The organism is Arhodomonas sp. KWT (genome assembly GCF_010993615.1).
Map to the genome: position 1 here is coordinate 1 of NZ_WNXE01000286.1, position 2,569 is coordinate 2,569.

Annotated in this window: 2 protein-coding genes and 1 pseudogene; all 3 read right to left on the reverse strand. The window is 72.2% G+C overall.

Annotated elements, in window-relative coordinates:
- Nucleotides 1-681: ABC transporter ATP-binding protein (locus tag G7A99_RS17945; protein ID WP_163142739.1), on the reverse strand; the 681-nt coding region annotated here is incomplete at its 3' end.
- Entirely contained in the window at nucleotides 681-2,201 is a 1,521-nt protein-coding gene (locus tag G7A99_RS17950; protein ID WP_163142742.1) for an iron ABC transporter permease, read from the reverse strand. The genes G7A99_RS17945 and G7A99_RS17950, both read right to left, overlap by 1 nt.
- Nucleotides 2,198-2,569: pseudogene (locus G7A99_RS17955) on the reverse strand (ABC transporter substrate-binding protein); the annotation flags it as partial. The gene G7A99_RS17950 and the pseudogene G7A99_RS17955, both read right to left, overlap by 4 nt.

Here is a 2,569-nt window from a genome sequence, read left to right on the forward strand (position 1 = left end):
GAGGAACTGCGCGACGAAACGGCTGGCGGGGGCGCTGAAGCACTGTTCCGGCGGGCCGAGCTGCTCCAGCCGGCCGGCGCGCATGATGCCCACGCGGTCGCCGATGGACAGGGCCTCGTCCTGGTCGTGGGTGACCCACAGCGCCCCCACACCGGCCTCCTTGAGTGCCGCCCGGATCTCCCAGCGCAGCTCCGCCTTCAGCGCGGCATCGAGGTTGGACAGGGGCTCGTCGAGCAGGATCAGCGACGGCTCGTGGGCGAGCGAGCGCGCCAGGGCGACGCGCTGCTTCTGGCCGCCGGAGAGGGTGTCCGGATAGGCATCGGCGAGCGGCTCGATACCGAGCACCCGCATCCAGTGCGTGACCCGGGCGCGATCGCGCACGCGGAAGCCGATGTTCTCGGCCACGCAGAGGTGGGGGAACAGGGCGAAGTCCTGGAACACCAGGCCGGTGCGGCGCTTCTCCGGGGGCACGAAGCGGTCGCGGTCGATGTGCACGCCGTCGATCTCCAGCGCCCCGGAACCCGGGCGCTCCAGCCCCGCGACCACGCGCAGCGTCGTGGTCTTGCCGCAGCCCGTGGGGCCGACCAGGGTGAGGATCTCGCCGTCATCGAGCTCGAAGCTCACGTCGTCGAGGACGGTGGTCCGCCCGTAGCGGACACAGAGGTCGCGAACCGCCAGCATCAGCGTTGCCTGTCTCTTGCCGGTGCGTTATCGATACGTTGCTCGCCCGCCGTCATGACCAGCAGCGCCAGCCCGGAGACCAGCACCAGCAGCAGCCCGGGGACCGCCGCGCGGCCGAAGTAGCCGGCCTCGTAGACCCGCCACAGCTCCGTAGCGAGGGATTCGAATCCGGTGGGCCGCAGCAGCAGGGTGGCGGGCAGCTCACGCATGACCTCCAGGAACACCAGCGCGGCACCGGCGATGATCCCCCGCAGCGTCAGCGGCAGGGTGATGCGCCGGAACGCCTCCGCCGGTGTGGCGCCGAGGCTGCGCGCCGCGCCCACGAGGTTGCGGTCCAGGCGTTCGTTGGTCGAGCGTACGGCGCCGACCGCGAGCGGCAGGAATCGTAGCATATACGCGAGGATCAGCAGGGCCAGGGTCTGGTAGAGGAAGGGCACGCGCAGGCCGACGTAGACCAGAGCCGTGCCCATGACGATCCCGGGGATGCCGAAGCCCAGATAGGTGACCCGTTCGAGGCCGCGGCCGAAACGCCCGGCGGAGGCGGCGTAGGCGACCGGCAGGGCGATGATGACCGTGCCCAACGCGGCCAGCGCGGCCGTGTAGGCGGAATTCAGCGCGATTGCCGGGTCGAAGCCGGCGGTGCCCTCGCGCGCGAGCCACGCCCCGAAGACCGCCAGCGGCAGGCCGATCGCGGCGGCGAGCACCAGCGCGGCGGGCACCAGGACCGCCGTCGTGGGCAGCGCCTGCAGGCGCAGGCTGAGCGGCCGTCCCGGGCGCTCGCGCTCGCTGCCCACGCGGGATTCGAGGAACAGTACCACCGCGACCAGGGTCAGCAGCTGCAGCGACAGCAGCGCGGCGCGGGAGAGGCCGAACGCGTTGTACTCGATGAAGATGACCCGGGTGAAGGTGTCGACCTGCATGATCGCCGGCGTGGCGAAGTCCGAGAGGGTGTACAGCGCTGACAGCAGCGCCCCCGCGGCAATGCCGTTGCGCACCCGCGGCAGCACCACGCGCAGCAGCGCCATGGGCAGGGACAGGCCCAGGGTCCGGGCGGCGTCCACGAGCCCGGCGTCCAGCCCCCGCAGCGAGGCACGCGTGGTCAGCAGCACGAACGGGTAGGTGTAAAGCGCCATGACCAGCGCCGCGCCCGACAGGCCCCGTACCGGCGGTGTGGTGAGACCCAGCAGGTTCTCGATCTCGCCGCCCGGGCCGAACGCCGCGAACAGCGCGAACGCGCCGATGTAGCTGGGCATTGCCAGGGGGGCGGTGAGGGCGACGAGCCAGAAGCGGCGCAGGGGCAGCTCGATGCAGGCGCTCGCCACGGCCAGCGGCACGCCGATGAGCACGGCGCCGGCGACGCTCAGGCCGGTGAGCAGGGCGGTCTCGCCGAGGATGCCCAGCGCGCGGGGGCTCAGCGCCGGGCCGGCCCCCACGCCCAGATAGAGCAGCACCGCCACCGGCAGCAGTGCCGCCGCGGCAACCACCGCCGCCAGGGGATAGGAGAGCGGCGCCCGCCTCACAGCACCCCGACGTCACGCATCAGGGCGAGCGTGGGCTGGAGCTCCGAGAGCCGGGTGAGGTCCATGTCCGGCGGCTGGATCCGCGACAGCGGCGGCAGGCCCTCGGGCATGTCCACGCCGGAGACCAGCGGGATCTCGTAGGCCTCGCGGGCAAGGTAGCCCTGGACTTCGCGCGTGAGCAGGTAGCGCACGAAATTGAAGGCCGTGTCCCCGGGGTTCAGCACCATGGCGCCCGCGGCGTTGAGCAGCGAGCCGGCGTCGCCGCGGGTGAAGGCCAGTGCCACCGAGGCATCCGGCATGCCCGCCTTCAGCCGCAGGGTGTAGTAGTGGTTGGCGAGCCCCAGGTCCACCTCGCCGCGCTCGGTGGC